This window comes from [Erwinia] mediterraneensis (assembly GCF_900604315.1).
GTDB classification, from domain to species: Bacteria; Pseudomonadota; Gammaproteobacteria; order Enterobacterales; family Enterobacteriaceae; genus Pantoea; species Pantoea mediterraneensis_A.
The window spans coordinates 2,854,199-2,868,753 of sequence record NZ_LR026978.1; the positions used below are offsets into that span (position 1 = coordinate 2,854,199).

Below are 14,555 nucleotides of genomic sequence, written 5' to 3' on the forward strand. Positions count from 1 at the left end.
CTAAAGATGCCGCGGCTGGCGGATGCAATCTGGCGGGCTGACAGCATAATACGCAGCAGCGCTTGTACGGACTTACCCGAGCACTGTGCAGGCATTCCCGGGACGCCATTCAGAAGAGGTAAAAGAGCAGCAAAGCGGAGGAAGATCAATGTCAAAAGCCTGCAATGAGGCCTGTATCAGAACACTGCTTTCCGCGCTGGTGCATTACTGAAGTAAAAGAAAAGGCCGCGTCAGATAGCGGCCTTTTCTTTTTAGAGGACTAACTGTTCCGGACGGCAACCATAGAGCTTTGCCAGCCGCTCACGCGTTTTTTTCTGCGGTTTGCTGTCAACCCGCTCTAATTGAGAGATAGCGCTTTGAGTCATGCCAAGCCGCTCGGCGACAGCATATTGGCTTAGTCCGCGATGTATACGCCACGCAGCCTGCAGACTGACATCTTGTTCAACCATAATGTCCACGACTTCATGCGGTACGGTTTCGTCATCGTCCTCATCAGCCTCAACGGGGATGCTCTTCCATTCGCATTTAGCCTCTGAGAGCAGTTTTTCGTACTCAGCTACAGGCAGCACCACATACTGCGGTTTGCCTGCTTCATCATAAATATACTGTTTTGACATAATTTATCCGGGTGGCTAAGAGTCGCGGTAATGTCATGGTGCATAAGGGCGAATTGCCCCGCCTGGTATCAGTAAGTTCTGGATGTTCTGCGTGCAACTTCTTCGATCCTGAGTATGACCGGCTCACTGACCATCAGCGCAAAGATTATCTTGTAATCACCCACGCGTAACCGGTACTGGTTATCGCTGTCCTGTAATTTTTTAATGTCTAACGCTACAAGAGGAAAGCTGATTAACTGTTTAGTCTTCTCGTTAATGGTTTTTCGGTAGCGGCTGTCAATCTTCGTCAGTTGTTTCAACGCACGTTTAGACCAAACCAACTCGACCATTATGCCCCCACGCTATCAAGAACATATCCCGTCCTGGAAGAGAAGATTATTGATCAAAAAACTAATCATCTCAACGCCATTTATCTTATTGTCTAATATTGACTCTGACTATGCAGCTATCGCACGCCATAACGCGCAGCAGCGTTTACACTGAAATCTTACGCCCTGGAATGGAGACAACTATGCAGCCATTAAGATGGGCCCTGGTGGGGCCAGGAGCGATTGCACATCAGTTTGCGCAGGCGATGGCGGAGATGGGACGCCAGATCGTGGCAGTAGGGGCACGTAACCGCCAGAAGGGGGAGGTGTTCGCGCAGCGTTACGGCATTCCGCAAGTTTATGATGACTTCTCGCAGCTGTTTGCCGACCCGGCCATTGATGCGGTCTATATTGCCACCTCCCATGACAGCCATTACGACCTGATGAAGCAGGCGCTGGCGCAGGGCAAGCATCTGCTGGTGGAAAAGGCGATAACGGTCAGCCTCGCGCAACTGGAAGAGGTCAATCGTCTGGCAGAGGAAAAGCAGCTGATTGTGGCGGAGGCGATGACGCTGTTTCATATGCCGCTCTATCAGCAGCTCAAAGCGCGGGCGGAGAGCGGTCAGCTGGGGCGGCTGAAGATGATTCAGGTCTCCTTCGGCGCGATGATGGAGGAGGACCCCAGCAACCGCTTCTTTAATCCGGCACTGGCGGGCGGGGCGCTGCTGGATATCGGCACCTACGCACTCTCGTTCGCCCGGTTCTTTATGAGCGAGCAGCCCGATAACATACTGACCACGGTAAATAAATATCATACCGGCGTGGATGAGCAATCCGTGATTGTCCTGCATAACGCGCAGGGGGAAATGGCCACCCTGGCACTGGCATTTCGTGCCCGGATGCCGAAACGCGGCCTTGTCGCCTGGGAAAATGGCTTCCTCACTGTGGAAGATTTCCCCCGTGCGCAGCAGGCGGCCCTGGTCTGGGGGAACGGTGAAACCGAGGTGATTGCTGCAGGGGAAACCGCCCGGGCATTACATTATGAAATCGCCGCGCTGGAGAACTGGGTGGCGCGTGGCGAGAATCCGCTGCACACTCTGACCAGTGACGTGGTGGCCATGATGAGCGAAATCCGCCAGCACTGGGGGATCCGCTTCCCGTTTGAGGCGGGATAAGCGCCTACGCTGACAGGTAAAGTACGGTAAAACGCGGCAGGGGCGCGTGCGAAACACTACCCTTACTGGCAACACGCCAATAAAGGAGAGGATTATGTTGCGATTTCCCGCTGCGCTGCTGCTGGGTGGCGCGCTACACTGCACTTTCCCTGTTTGTGCAGAACAGGCCAGCGTGCAGGTGTTACAGGATAAGCTTGATCACCCCTGGTCACTGACTTTCCTGCCCGATAACCAGACGTTGCTGGTGACCGAGCGTTCAGGCCAGCTGCGCAGCTGGCATCCGCAGCGTGGTCTCTCCGCGCCCATCGACGGCGTGCCTGAGGTGTGGGCGCAACGCCAGGGGGGCTTGCTGGATGTGGTGCTGGCCCCCGATTTTAGCCGCAGTCGGCGCGTCTGGCTCAGCTATAGCGAAGCGGATGCCAGCGGCAAAGTGGGGGCAGTAGTGGGCTATGGTCAGCTGAGCACTGATAATCGCCAGCTGAACGATTTTAAAGTGGTGATTCGTCAGACGCCAAAGCTCTCCAGTGGCGCGAATATTGGTACGCGTCTCGCCTTTGATCGCGACGGTTTTCTGTGGATTGCCCTGGGCGACAGCTTTCGCAGCAGTACCGCCCAGGATCTCGGCCAGCTGCAGGGCAAGCTGCTGCGTCTGAAAGCGGATGGCTCAGTACCGCCGGATAATCCTTTTGTTGGCCATCAGGATGCGCGCCCAGAAATCTGGGCGTTTGGCTTACGTAACCCGCAGGGACTGGCGTTAAATCCCTGGACGCAGCAGATGTGGGAAAATGAGCATGGCCCACGCGGCGGTGATGAGGTCAACATTCCGCAAAAAGGCAAAAATTATGGCTGGCCGCTGGCAACCTGGGGCATCGACTATAGCGGCGACAAAGTGCCGGAGTCGAAAGGGGGCGAAGTGGCTGGCACCGAACAGCCGGTGTTCTGGTGGAAAGACTCGCCCGCCCTCAGCGGTATGGCGTTTTACAACAGTGCGCGCTTTCCGCAATGGAAAAACTCGCTGTTTATTGGCGCACTGAAGGAAAAGAATCTGATTCGCCTCAGCATTAACGGGGAGAAAGTAATTGAGGAGCAACGGCTGCTGAGCGATCGCGGCGAACGCATTCGCGACGTCCGCCAGGGGCCGGATGGCTATCTGTATGTGCTGACCGACGAAGCAAACGGCAAGTTGCTGAAAGTAGGACTGGATACGGGCGCCGAAGCGCCCAGAGGTTAATCAGCGTACCCAGCGGCACACTTCCCAGCCGCGCTGTGTCGCCTCCTGCTGCAGTAACGCATCCGGATTAATGACATGGGCGTAATCGGCCTGCGCCAGTAACGGCAGGTCGTTCATGGAATCGCTGTAGGCCCAGGTATGCTGATAACTTTTACCCGCCTGCAGCACCCTCCAGTCCGCCAGGCGTGACACCTTGCCTTCTTTATAAGTCATGGCACCATATGTACGACCGCTGTAGCGGTCATCCACGATCTCAACGCCAATCGCCAGCGCGCCATCTACGCCGAGGCGCTCAGCAATCGGCACCACCAGATGTTCGCCGCTGGCAGAAATAATCATCACTGTATCGCCACGCTGCTGATGCCAGGCGATACGTTCCCGTGCGGCGGGAAATACGCGCGGCATAATATCGCGATGAATAAAGCGACGTACCCAGCCGCTGACCGTCAGGGTGCCTTTGCCCACCAGCGGGGCCAGGGTTTTCTGCATGTACTCTTCAATGGAGAGGGTGCCGGCGTGGTATTGCGCCATCAGGGCCTGTTCTTCCGCGATTAATTCCGCAGGCGCAAAGCCCTGAGAAACCAGCCAGCGCAGCCACAAACTGGTGCTGTCATCACAAATCAGCGTTTCATCCAGATCGAAAAGGGCTAAATCCATTATCATTCTCCTCAAATGACCGAATTCAGATTAGCGGAGTTTTGTGACTGACTTAACTGTTTTGCGAAAATTCGTAATTTCACACACGTTTTTGCCTTGCGCGCCGCAGTTAGCTGGCCTCCCCGACAGAAAAATGCCAGGGTTACTCTAACAAACTCTATAAAACTTTACGGTCGGGCGGTTTTTTTCAGCGGTTTTAACAGTTAGCGTCTTAGCTTGCCTGATTTTGAATGTAAAGAATCCGCGTTTAACAAGGACAAAGTGGTCGCCTCCATGACAAACACATCCCTTTCTTTCGGCCTGCGGCGTGTCGTCGCCTGCAGCGCTCTGCTTTTTCTCGTCCCTGCGACGACGCTTGCCGTAGAGGCGCCCGCTGCGCCGCAAATCGAGGCAAAAGCCTGGATCCTGATGGATTACGCCAGCGGTAAAGTGCTGACGGAGTCCAGTGCCGATCAGCGCCTGGATCCGGCCAGTCTGACCAAGATGATGACGAGCTATGTGGTCGGTCAGGCGCTGAAAGCAGGCAAAATCTCGCGTGATGATATGGTTACGGTGGGGCAGGATGCCTGGGCCACAGGCAATCCCAAACTGAAAGGTTCATCACTGATGTTCCTGAAGCCCGGCGATCGTATTCCGGTTTCCGAACTGAATAAAGGAATTGTGATTCAGTCCGGTAACGATGCCTGTATCGCGTTGGCCGATTATGTGGCGGGCAGTCAGGATGCTTTTATTGGTCTGATGAACAATTACGCCCAGGCCCTGGGATTAAAAAACACCCATTTTATGACTGTGCACGGCCTGGATGCGGAAGGCCAGTACAGTACGGCGCGTGATATGGCGCTGATCGCCCAGGCGCTGATCCGCGATGTGCCGGAAGAGTACGCCTTAAACAAGGAAAAAGAGTTTACCTTCAACAATATTCGCCAGCGCAACCGCAACCGTCTGTTGTGGAGCACCAATCTGAATGTGGATGGTGTCAAAACCGGTCACACCTCGGGGGCAGGCAATAATCTGGTCGCCTCCGCCACTCAGGATGGTATGCGTTTGATTTCGGTGGTGCTGGGCGCCGCCACTGACGCGGTACGCTTCCGTGAAAGCGAAAAGCTGCTGACCTGGGGATTCCGCTTCTATGAAACCGTAACGCCGATTAAAGCGAACGCGCCCTTTACCCGGCAGCGCGTCTGGTTTGGCGACAAGAGCGAAGTCAACCTGGGTGTCGGTGATGATGCGGCCATTACCATCCCCAAAGGGCAGATGAAGAATCTGAAGGCGAGCTTTACCCTTACTTCCCCGCAACTGGAAGCGCCGCTGAAGAAAAATCAGGTGGTCGGCACCATTAATTTTCAGCTGGATGGCAAGACCATCGAACAGCGTCCGCTGGTGGTGCTGGAGGAGGTAAAAGAGGGCGGTTTTATCGGCCGTATCTGGGATTTCATTATGATGAAACTCAACGGCTGGTTCGGAAAATGGTTTTAAGCGCTCGCTCCGGGCAGACAGCTCTGCCCGGAAATGTCGTTGTGCCCGGCTGCAGCCGGGCCACGTCAGGTTAGCCCTGAATCCACCCGCGCCGGATGGGAATCGCTAACAGCGCCCGATACAGCGTCTGCGTCAGCGCCAGCAAGCGTTGCCCGTAAAGCGGCCAGGCGAGTTGAGACAGCAGACAGCCTGACATCCCCACCAGAAATCCTCCCAGCATATCCAGCGGCCAGTGCACGCCAAGGTAAACCCGTGACCAGGCGATAGCGCTGCCCAGCACCAGCATCAGTATTCCAGACCACAGGCGATGCCAGAAAATAAACGCCAGCGCAAAGGTATAAATCGCCGTACCGTGATCGCTGGGATAAGAGTCATCCGCGGCATGGTAGAGAAAATGATGGCCGAGACCGACAGCAAAAGGACGATCATGGGGAAACAGCTGCCCTACGCTCCAGGAGAGGGCGAGGGCGTAAAGCAGCGCCAGGCCGCTTTTCAACACCAGTGTGCGCTGCGTATGGAGCCGATCGCGTGGTCCCCAGAGCCACAGGGTGGCGATTAACAGCGGCACAATGATAATCAGATCTCTGGCGATAAAGGTGGCCAGATCGATCAGCCAGGCGGGGGAAGCCGGGGTGGCATTCAGCCACAAAAATAAGGTGCGGTTTAATGCGTCCATCACAACGTCTGTTCCTCTGGTGGTTGCAGCAAGCGGTCAGGCAGGAAGTCCCCACGGAGACTAAGGGGGGACAAATCCGACGCAGTAGCGTAGAGGCGGAGTTATTGCAGGTAAAGGGCAGTGCTCTGAATCCGGGGCGGGGTTAGCGATTGGTTTAACTTTGTTGTGCCCCCCGGCGGGCCAGGCGAAGGCGCGTATGGCTCTCATCCTCACCAGGGTTGAGCAACGCCGCGGCGAAAAAGCCATAAAAAAACCCGTCAGTCATTGCCTGGCGGGCTCCACAATTTGGGGATTTCAAAGAAAAGCAGTGGCACTTACTGAGACTTACGGGTTAAAAAAAAGTTCTGTACTCTGTTAAAAATATTTTATAGGGGCAAAACCGGCCAGATAATCACAATCAGGGTCCCGGCCAGCGTCAGTAAAACGTTGGCAATGGCATAGGTTCCGGCATAGCCCAGCGCCGGAATATTGCTGCGCGCGGTATCGCTGATAATTTCCATTGCCGGTGCGCAGGTACGCGCGCCCATAATGGCGCCAAACAGCAGTGCGCGGTTCATGCGCAATACATAAGCGCCAAACAGATAACAGATGACAACCGGCAACAGACTCACCAGCAACCCGCACAGCAGCATCAATGCGCCATCGCTGCCCAGGCCATGGGTAATGCCGCTGCCTGCGCTTAATCCCACGCCCGCCATAAATACCATCAGGCCAAATTCTTTAACCATTGTCAGCGCCCCCTGCGGAATATAACCGAAGGTGGGGTGGTTGGCGCGCAGGAAACCGAGCATGATACCGGCAAACAGCAGGCCTGCCGCGTTGCCAATACCAAAGCTGAAATTGCTGAACTGGAAAGTGACCATTCCGATCATCAGGCCGACAATAAAAAAGGCGCAGAAGGCGAGCAGATCGGTCATCTGACTGTGGATCGCGATAAAGCCGATGCGATCCGCCACGCTCTTTACGCGGCGTGCTTCACCGCTCAGCTGCAGGATGTCACCTTTGTTGAGCATAATGCTGTCATCGATCGGCATCTCAATCTGGCTGCGGATCACGCGGTTGAGAAAGCAGCCGTGGTCGGTAAGATTGAGCTGGCTGAGACGTTTGTTCACCGCGTTATGGTTTTTCACCACAATCTCTTCGGTGACAATGCGCATATCCAGAAGATCGCGGTCAAACACTTCTTTACCGTTACGGAAGCTGGGGTCGAGACGGGCGTGCGCATCGGGATAGCCCACCAGCGAGATATCATCTCCCTGCTGCAGCACCGCATCGCCATCGGGACTCGCCAGAATGCCGTTGCGGCGAATACGTTCGATATAGCAGCCGGTCTGGCGATAAATCCCCAGCTCGCGCAAATTCTTGCCGCCGCTCCACGCCACCAGCTCCGGGCCGACCCGATAGGCGCGGATCACCGGGAGAAACACTTTACGCTGACTGTCGGCATCAAGACCACGTTCACGGGCAATCTGCTGGGCGCAGGTAGGGAGATCCTGATGCTGCAGACGGGGCAGGTAGCGCGCGCCAAAAATCAGACTCACCAGGCCGATCAGATAGGTCAGCGCGTAGCCGAGGCTGAGATGATCCTGCATCAGGCTGAGCTGCTGATTGTCGCCAATACCCTGGCGCAGCGTATCGCCAGCGCCTACCAGCACCGGCGTCGAGGTCATCGATCCCGCCAGCATGCCCGCTGTCAGGCCGATATCCCAGCCAAAGAGTTTACCCAGCCCAAGCGCCAGTAGCAGGGCGCTGAATACCATCACTGTGGCCAGAATTAAATAATTTTTGCCATCGCGAAAGAAAATAGAGAAAAAGTTAGGGCCCGCTTCTACGCCAACGCAAAAAATAAACAGCATAAAGCCAAGACTTAATGCATCGGTATTAATCGCGAAATGTTGCTGCCCCAGTAATAAAGAAACCACCAGCACACCAATGGAATTTCCTAACTGCACAGAACCCAGGCGAAGTTTACCCAGGCAGAGACCCAGCGCCAGCACAACAAATAATAACAGGACGTCATTACTGCTTAACAAATCTGCGACGTTAATATTCACTTTTTAACTTCTTTTTAACGAGTAACTGATTGATAGAAAGCTATTTTTTCGTTATCTTCTTCAGGCCTTCTGTATATCGGATGCGAGATGCATTAACGCCCGGAATGATAACGGCAGGGTATTCTAATCATAAATTTCAGTTCCAGCTATCCGCACTTTCTGAGTTATCAGGGCGATAGCTGTTGTTTTTTATTTCCACTTAAACGCACCAGACAAACAGCTGAGTTTTAACCATGTTATTTTCTGATTAGAGGTTTGTTATGTCGCAGCGCGCAAAACGTTGGTCAGCGTTCATCGTGGGGATTACGCTCTACAGCGTGGTGTTTATTTTTGCCAGCCAGGCCGCCAGTAATAAGAGCATTCAGGGAGAGCCGGAATTATTACTGTTTTTGCTGCCGGGCATGCTGATGGCGCTGCTGCAGCCCGCCAGCCCTTTAAAAAGCACGCTGCTGATGGCGCTGATCGTGACACTGCCAGGCGTGCTGTTGTTCAGCGATACGCTGTTGCGTCACAATCTGCTGCGACTCTCCGCCTGGAGTATCAGCGCGCTGTTCTGGGCGGGCTGCGGCGCGTTGCTGGTCAGACTGGCGCATGCGCTGTTCAGCGCCTGGCTGCAGCAATCACGACCGTAAAAAAAACGGGCCAGCAGCCCGTCAGAAGCAGGACTTGTCAGGCGTCAACGCCCAGGTGGGTTTTGGTCCAGGCGGCAAAGTCGGTATAACCACCAATATGCTGCTCATCAAGGAAAATTTGTGGCACGGTGTTAACCGGTTTGCCCGCTTTTTCCTCCAGATCCGCTTTGGTAATGCCTTCAGCCTGAATATCGACGTAACGATAGTGAAAATCGTCACGCTCAGCAGTCAGTTTATCCGCCAGCGCTTTAGCTCGGACACAATAAGGGCAACCGGAACGTCCAAAAATTACGGCTAACATAGTTCTCTCCTTGCCAGTTTGTTATGTGAGATATGTCACAAACCATTTTTCATATTGCGCAACATCATGCCCGCTCAGAGTGCTTAAAGGAAGCAGGAAATGCCTGTTACTCTGATGTGCGCCGTCTATGCTTAACCTGCCCCCGGGCCGTTGCTGACGGTTTTTCAACTGCGTTACGCTGGAGAATGCTGCGATGCGAACTCTTGCCACTTTGCCGAAGCCGGTACTGATACTGGAAGCCGCTGGCGGCATTATGCTGCTGCTGGCGCTACTGGTCCTGAATGGCTGGATCCCCGTGCCGGTCGCCGTCAGCCACAAATCGCTGGCGACGCTACTGTTGCTGATCGGCGTGTTGCTGATGCTGCCAGCCGCCTGGCTGATGATGTGGCGCACCGCAAAAGCGATGGCACCGCAGCTGTTCGGTAACGCTAACAAAAAAGATAACTGATTCCTCGCCGGAGATTGTCATGACGCCGACTATAGATTTATTGCGCAGCCACCGTTCCATTCGTTCCTTTACCGATCAACCCATCGATGAAGCGCAACGCGATGCCATTATTGCCGCCGCACAATCGGCTTCCACCTCCAGCTTCCTGCAGTGCTCCTCTATCATCCGCATTACCGATAAGGCGAAGCGCGACAAACTGGTCAGCCTGACCGGCGGTCAGCCCTGGGTGGCGCAGGCCGCCGAATTCTGGGTGTTCTGCGCTGACTTCAATCGCCATCTGCAAATCTGTCCGGAGGCGCAGTTAGGGCGTGCCGAGCAGCTGCTGTTGGGCTGCGTGGATACTGCATTGATGGCGCAGAACGCGATGGTCGCTGCGGAATCCCTCGGCCTGGGCGGCGTATTTATCGGCGGTATCCGCAACAACATTGCTGACGTCACTGAACTGCTGGCACTGCCGAAATTTGTCCTGCCGCTGTTTGGTTTTTGCATCGGCCATGCCGCTGCCGTGCCGGATATCAAGCCGCGTATTCCCCAGGCGATGCTGGTGCATGAAAATCAGTATCAGCCGCTGGATCCGGCCGTGCTGGCCGATTACGATAATCGCACCAGCATCTATTATCAGCAGCGCGACAGCAACCAGCGCGCCGAAACCTGGAGTGAGCTGATTCAGCGCCTGATTATTAAGGAAACGCGTCCCTTTATGCTCGATTATCTGCACCAGCAGGGATGGGTGACGCGATAACCGTTGAGCCAGGGGAGGTCAGGTGAAAATTGCGCTTTTATCACGTGATGGCGAACTCTATTCCTGCAAACGCCTGCGTGAGGCCGCGCAACAGCGCGGCCATGAGATCCAGATTATTGACCCGCTCTCCTGTTATATGAATATCAATCCCGCATCGCCGGTAGTGCATTATGGCGGAGAGCCGCTGGGCTACTTCGATGCGGTGATCCCGCGCATCGGCCCCGCGACCACCTTTTACGGCACGGCGGTGCTGCGTCAGTTTGAAATGTGCGGCAGTTATCCTCTTAACGAGTCTGTGGCGATCACCCGGGCGCGCGATAAGCTGCGTTCGTTGCAGCTGCTGGCGCGCGAAGGTATCGATATGCCGGTCACCGGTTTTGCCTCGTCGCCGGACGATACGCGCGATCTGATCGAGATGGTGGGCGGTGCTCCGCTGGTGGTCAAGCTGGTGGAGGGGACACAGGGGATCGGCGTGGTGCTGGCGGAAACCCGACAGGCAGCAGAGAGCGTTATCGACGCGTTTCGCGGCCTGAACGCTCATATTCTGGTGCAGGAGTTTATTAAAGAAGCCCGCGGGCGCGATATTCGCTGTCTGGTGATCGGAGACCAGGTGGTGGCGGCGATAGAGCGGGAGGCGAAAGAGGGAGATTTTCGCTCGAACCTGCACTGTGGCGGTCAGGCACACCGGGTGGAGATTACCCCCCAGGAGCGGGCGATAGCGGTGAAGGCCGCGGCGACCCTGGGACTGGAAGTCGCGGGCGTGGATATTCTGCGCGCCCATCGCGGTCCGCTGGTAATGGAGGTGAACGCGTCGCCAGGCCTGGAAGGCATTGAAACCACAACAGGACTCAATATTGCCGCGCTGATGATCGAATGGATTGAGCGGCATGCGCAGCCAGGCTTTCGTCTTAAAACCGGGGGCTGAGCGCGCTTTCCGGGCGGTTTTCGTGGCATTGACGGCTTTTTTTCCGTAAGCTAAGACGCTTATTTCTTACCCCACGAGACATCACAATGGATTCTCTTGTCGTTCCGGATATCGACGTATTACGCCGTTGGCTGGATCAACAAAATATCACCTGGTTTGAGTGTGACGCTTGCCAGGCTCTGCATCTGCCGCACATGCAGAACTTTGAAGGCGTGTTCGATGCCAAAATCGATCTGGTCGATAATGTCATTCTGTTTTCTGGTCTGGCTGAGGTTAAACCCACCGCGCTTATCGCTCTGGCAGGCGACCTCTCGCAGATTAACGCCAGTTCCCTGACGGTGAAAGCCTTTCTTGATATTCAGGACGACAATCTGCCGAAGCTGATTGTCTGCCAGTCTGTCAGTACCAGCGCAGGATTGACGTTTGGCCAGTTTTCCAGCTTTATCCGGCAAAGTGAAGAGCAAATCTCCATGGTGATCATGGAAGCTTTCGCCAACAATTTGCTGATGATGGGCGAAGAGGAGGAGCGGCAGCCGCTGCTACTCAGTCATCCATTGCTTCATTAATTTTCTGCTGTTTTAACTGCTGCTTTTTGCGGCAGTTTTCATTTTCTTCCCACCATTTTTTATTCTGCATTTTACCCTTTATTGCCAGATATTAGTCGTGCTTTATGCCAGGTAAGCCACACCCCATAGCAGAAACATGCATAAGCTGTCGCAAAAAGGCGTTTTTTAACCTGAGGTATGGTACAGAAGAATCAGGGGGGCTATTCTTGCGGGGCTGCATAAGACGTGCAACGCCAGCGCAGGCATAGGTTTTTTCTATTAACTGAACGCTGAATATTGATTCATTGTGTGTGCCTGTAAATTACAGAAGAGCGCATTAGCTGGATCGCTTATTCTGCCGAGTTGTAATGACCCCGCTCAGGAGGAAAAAAGATGTTCAACCAACGTAAAAAATGGTTGTCAGGTGTGGTAGCTGGCGTACTGGTAGCGGTTTCCGCTGGCGCCATGGCAGAAGAAAAGACGCTGCACGTTTATAACTGGTCCGATTATATTGCGCCAGACACCGTGCCGAACTTTGAAAAACAGACGGGGACGAAAGTCGTCTACGACGTGTTTGACTCCAACGAAGTGCTGGAAGGCAAACTGATGGCAGGCAGCACCGGCTATGACGTGGTGGTGCCATCCTCCAGCTTCCTGGCGCGTCAGCTGCAGTCTGGCGTCTTCCAGCCGCTGGATAAGAGCAAGCTGCCCAACTATAAAAATCTCGATCCGGCCCTGCTGGAAAAAGTGGCGCAGCACGATCCGGACAATAAATATGCGATTCCTTACCTGTGGGCCACCACCGGTATCGGCTATAACATCGATAAAGTAAAAGCCGTGCTGGGTGAAGATGCGCCGGTTGACAGCTGGGATCTGATATTTAAGCCGGAAAATCTGGAAAAACTGAAAAGCTGCGGCGTCTCTTTCCTTGATGCCCCGGAAGAAGTGTTTGCCACCGTGCTTAACTATCTGGGCAAAGATCCCAACAGCAGCGATGCCAAAGATTACTCGGTTGCTGCGACCGATCTGCTGCTGAAGCTGCGTCCGAATATCCGCTACTTCCACTCGTCTCAGTACATCAACGATCTGGCGAACGGGAACACCTGTGTGGCGATCGGCTGGGCAGGAGATGTGCTGCAGGCGAAAGATCGTGCTGACGCAGCGAATAATGGCGTGCATCTGGCCTACAGCATTCCCAAAGAGGGCGCGCTGGCATTCTTTGACATGATGGCGATTCCAAAAGATGCGAAAAACGTGGATGCCGCCTACCAGTGGTTAAACTACATCATGGATCCCAGGGTAATCGCCAACGTTTCTAATAAAATCTACTATGCCAGCGGCAATAAAGCGTCGCTGCCGCTGGTGAATGCGGATGTGCGTAACAACCCGGGTATCTTCCCGACAGAGGAAACCATGTCCAAACTCTTTGTTCTGAAAGTCCAGGATCCGAAACTGGATCGTGTGCGTACCCGTGCATGGACTAAAGTAAAAAGTGGTAAGTGATTCGTCCTGAACGTATTTACTTGCAATAAAACGGCAACAGAGGCGCGGTGATGGCCTCTGTTGTGCCTTTTTTAGCGGCTGGCTTTGCCGTGCTGTTCCGCTCAGTGCCGGAGAGACAAGTTAGTGAACGACGCGATTCCCCGTCCCCAAAATAAAACCGCAAAAGCGTTAACGCCGTTGCTGGAAATCCGCAACCTGACGAAATCCTTTGACGGTCAGCATGCCGTGGATGATGTCAGCCTGACCATCTACAAAGGGGAAATTTTTGCCCTGCTGGGGGCGTCCGGCTGCGGAAAATCGACCCTGTTACGTATGCTGGCGGGCTTTGAAACGCCGACCAGTGGCCAGATTGTGCTGGATGGTCAGGATCTCTCCCATGTGCCGCCTTATCAGCGCCCCATCAATATGATGTTCCAGAGCTACGCGCTGTTTCCTCATATGACGGTAGAGCAGAATATCGCGTTTGGCCTGAAGCAGGATAAGTTGCCGTCAGCGGAAATTAACAGCCGGGTCGAGGAGATGCTGGCGCTGGTGCATATGCAGGAGTACGCAAAGCGCAAGCCGCATCAGCTTTCCGGTGGCCAGCGCCAGCGCGTGGCGCTGGCGCGCAGTCTGGCGAAACGTCCCAAGCTGCTGCTGCTGGATGAGCCGATGGGCGCGCTGGATAAAAAGCTGCGCGATCGCATGCAACTGGAAGTGGTGGACATTCTGGAGCGCGTCGGCGCCACCTGTGTGATGGTCACCCACGATCAGGAGGAGGCGATGACCATGGCTGGGCGTATCGCTATTATGAATCGCGGGAAATTTATCCAGATTGGCGAGCCGGAAGAGATCTATGAGCATCCGGGCAGCCGTTACAGCGCCGAATTTATTGGTTCGGTCAACATGTTTGAAGGCCTGCTGCGTGAACGTCAGGAGGAGGGTCTGGTGATCGACAGTCCCGGACTGATCCATCCGCTGAAGGTGCAGTCCGATGCCATGATTACTGAAAACGTGCCGGTCTACGTGGCTCTGCGTCCGGAAAAAGTGATGCTGTGTGATGAGGTGCCAGCCGATGGCTGTAACTTTGCCCTGGGGGAGGTGGTACATATCGCTTACCTCGGCGATCTTTCTATCTATCATGTCCGCCTGCACAGCGGGCAAATGATCAGCGCGCAGTTGCAGAATAGCTGGCGTTATCGCAAAGGGGCGCCCACCTGGGGAGATGAAGTCCGCCTCTGCTGGGATATCGACAGCTGTGTGGTCCTGACGGTTTAAGGAGGCGT

At 54.6% G+C, this 14,555-nt stretch carries 16 protein-coding genes; 10 read left to right on the top strand and 6 right to left on the bottom strand.

Annotated elements, in window-relative coordinates:
• Positions 1-251 precede the first annotated feature (251 nt).
• Together E0E17_RS13400 and E0E17_RS13405 are read right to left on the bottom strand one after the other, a co-directional pair.
• Entirely contained in the window at positions 252-617 is a 366-nt protein-coding gene (locus E0E17_RS13400) for a helix-turn-helix domain-containing protein (RefSeq protein ID WP_130834537.1), read from the bottom strand.
• 68 nt (positions 618-685) lie between these two features.
• Positions 686-946 (bottom strand): type II toxin-antitoxin system RelE family toxin, encoded by a 261-nt coding sequence (locus E0E17_RS13405; protein ID WP_130834538.1) that lies wholly within the window; start codon positions 944-946, stop codon positions 686-688.
• A gap of 182 nt (positions 947-1,128) precedes the next feature.
• Between E0E17_RS13405 and E0E17_RS13410 the strand changes: the two genes are divergently transcribed.
• Entirely contained in the window at positions 1,129-2,100 is a 972-nt protein-coding gene (locus E0E17_RS13410; protein ID WP_130834539.1) for a Gfo/Idh/MocA family protein, read from the top strand.
• A 94-nt stretch (positions 2,101-2,194) separates the two neighbouring features.
• Positions 2,195-3,331: a PQQ-dependent sugar dehydrogenase gene (locus E0E17_RS13415; protein ID WP_130834540.1), complete on the top strand. Its 1,137-nt coding sequence runs from the start codon at positions 2,195-2,197 to the stop codon at positions 3,329-3,331.
• On the opposite strand, the gene E0E17_RS13420 is transcribed toward E0E17_RS13415, so the two are convergent.
• Positions 3,332-3,988, bottom strand: coding sequence for an HAD family hydrolase (locus tag E0E17_RS13420; protein ID WP_130834541.1), 657 nt, complete (start codon positions 3,986-3,988; stop codon positions 3,332-3,334).
• 273 nt (positions 3,989-4,261) lie between these two features.
• Between E0E17_RS13420 and E0E17_RS13425 the strand changes: the two genes are divergently transcribed.
• A complete protein-coding gene (locus E0E17_RS13425) occupies positions 4,262-5,464 on the top strand; it encodes a serine hydrolase (RefSeq protein WP_130834542.1) in 1,203 nt (400 codons plus the stop codon).
• A gap of 70 nt (positions 5,465-5,534) precedes the next feature.
• Here the strand turns inward: E0E17_RS13425 and ybjG are convergent, their stop codons facing one another.
• Both ybjG and E0E17_RS13435 read right to left on the bottom strand, forming a co-directional pair.
• On the bottom strand, positions 5,535-6,140 hold the full coding sequence (gene ybjG, locus E0E17_RS13430) for an undecaprenyl-diphosphate phosphatase (RefSeq protein ID WP_130835551.1): 606 nt from the start codon (positions 6,138-6,140) through the stop codon (positions 5,535-5,537).
• Positions 6,141-6,505: 365 nt separating this feature from the next.
• On the bottom strand, positions 6,506-8,194 hold the full coding sequence (locus E0E17_RS13435) for an aspartate:alanine antiporter (protein WP_130834543.1): 1,689 nt from the start codon (positions 8,192-8,194) through the stop codon (positions 6,506-6,508).
• 260 nt (positions 8,195-8,454) lie between these two features.
• On the opposite strand from E0E17_RS13435, the gene ybjM reads away from it, so the two are divergent.
• Positions 8,455-8,826 carry an inner membrane protein YbjM gene (gene ybjM / locus E0E17_RS13440; RefSeq protein ID WP_130834544.1) on the top strand — a complete coding sequence of 124 codons (372 nt, stop codon included), beginning with the start codon at positions 8,455-8,457 and terminating at the stop codon, positions 8,824-8,826.
• Between the two features lie 37 nt (positions 8,827-8,863).
• Here ybjM and E0E17_RS13445 read toward each other — a convergent pair whose 3' ends face one another.
• Positions 8,864-9,127: a GrxA family glutaredoxin gene (locus E0E17_RS13445; protein ID WP_130834545.1), complete on the bottom strand. Its 264-nt coding sequence runs from the start codon at positions 9,125-9,127 to the stop codon at positions 8,864-8,866.
• Positions 9,128-9,320: 193 nt separating this feature from the next.
• On the opposite strand from E0E17_RS13445, the gene E0E17_RS13450 reads away from it, so the two are divergent.
• From E0E17_RS13450 to potG, 6 genes are all read left to right on the top strand, one after another.
• A complete protein-coding gene (locus E0E17_RS13450) occupies positions 9,321-9,575 on the top strand; it encodes a DUF1418 family protein (RefSeq protein ID WP_130834546.1) in 255 nt (84 codons plus the stop codon).
• Between the two features lie 19 nt (positions 9,576-9,594).
• Positions 9,595-10,317: an oxygen-insensitive NADPH nitroreductase gene (gene nfsA, locus E0E17_RS13455; RefSeq protein WP_130834547.1), complete on the top strand. Its 723-nt coding sequence runs from the start codon at positions 9,595-9,597 to the stop codon at positions 10,315-10,317.
• A gap of 22 nt (positions 10,318-10,339) precedes the next feature.
• The gene (gene rimK, locus E0E17_RS13460) at positions 10,340-11,242 is read left to right on the top strand and encodes a 30S ribosomal protein S6--L-glutamate ligase (protein ID WP_130834548.1); all 903 of its coding nucleotides are present in this window, start codon (positions 10,340-10,342) and stop codon (positions 11,240-11,242) included.
• A gap of 86 nt (positions 11,243-11,328) precedes the next feature.
• Positions 11,329-11,808, top strand: coding sequence for a YbjN domain-containing protein (locus E0E17_RS13465; protein WP_130834549.1), 480 nt, complete (start codon positions 11,329-11,331; stop codon positions 11,806-11,808).
• A 372-nt stretch (positions 11,809-12,180) separates the two neighbouring features.
• Positions 12,181-13,290 carry a spermidine/putrescine ABC transporter substrate-binding protein PotF gene (gene potF, locus E0E17_RS13470; protein WP_130834550.1) on the top strand — a complete coding sequence of 370 codons (1,110 nt, stop codon included), beginning with the start codon at positions 12,181-12,183 and terminating at the stop codon, positions 13,288-13,290.
• Positions 13,291-13,413: 123 nt separating this feature from the next.
• Positions 13,414-14,547 carry a putrescine ABC transporter ATP-binding subunit PotG gene (gene potG / locus E0E17_RS13475; protein ID WP_130834551.1) on the top strand — a complete coding sequence of 378 codons (1,134 nt, stop codon included), beginning with the start codon at positions 13,414-13,416 and terminating at the stop codon, positions 14,545-14,547.
• Positions 14,548-14,555: the final 8 nt, after the last annotated feature.